We start from the raw sequence: 586 nt of genomic DNA, 5'->3' as shown, positions 1-586 counted from the left end.
TGGAATCCATGAGCAGACCCACACCTCCAACCTACAAGACCAGGAACTGGCCATCCTACAATGAAGCGCTCAAGCGCCGCGGATCGCTGACGATCTGGTTCGATCCCGAGATGAGCTGGGAGGCCGCACCAACTGGCAGGCGTGGCCGCCAGCAGAGCTACAGCGACGCCGCCATACAGACGTGCCTCTCGATGAAGGTGCTGTTCGGCATGGCGCTCCGGCAGACGACCGGGTTCGTCGAGAGCTTGTTGCAGCTGGTTGGTCTCGACTGGACGGTGCCCGACTTCAGCACGCTATCTCGCCGCCAGAAGACCTTGGCCGTAAACATCCCCTACCGCGGCTCCAAGGGGCCACTGCACCTGCTGATCGATAGCACCGGCATCAAGGTCGAGGGGGAAGGCGAGTGGCATGCCCGCAAGCATGGCGGTCCCAAACGGCGCGTCTGGCGCAAGATCCATCTCGGAATCGATGAGGAAACACTGGAGGTCCGCGCTGTCGAGATCACCGGGAGCCACATCGGTGATGCCCCTGTGCTACCCGACCTGCTCGGTCAGATCCCGGCGGACGAGCGGATCGGCAGCGTCAC

The 586-nt window shown here is 63.1% G+C and carries 1 protein-coding gene; it reads left to right on the top strand.

What is annotated here, in order from left to right:
* Window positions 1–8 precede the first annotated feature (8 nt).
* Window positions 9–586, top strand: a 578-nt coding sequence (locus FNJ84_RS21790) for an IS5 family transposase (RefSeq protein ID WP_143795281.1), incomplete at its 3' end; no start/stop codon positions are given.

The sequence above is a fragment of the Paracoccus sp. M683 genome (genome assembly GCF_007096355.1).
GTDB lineage: Bacteria > Pseudomonadota > Alphaproteobacteria > Rhodobacterales > Rhodobacteraceae > Paracoccus.
The sequence above is the reverse complement of the archived record's forward strand: the minus strand, read 5'-3'. Positions and strand labels throughout refer to the sequence as shown.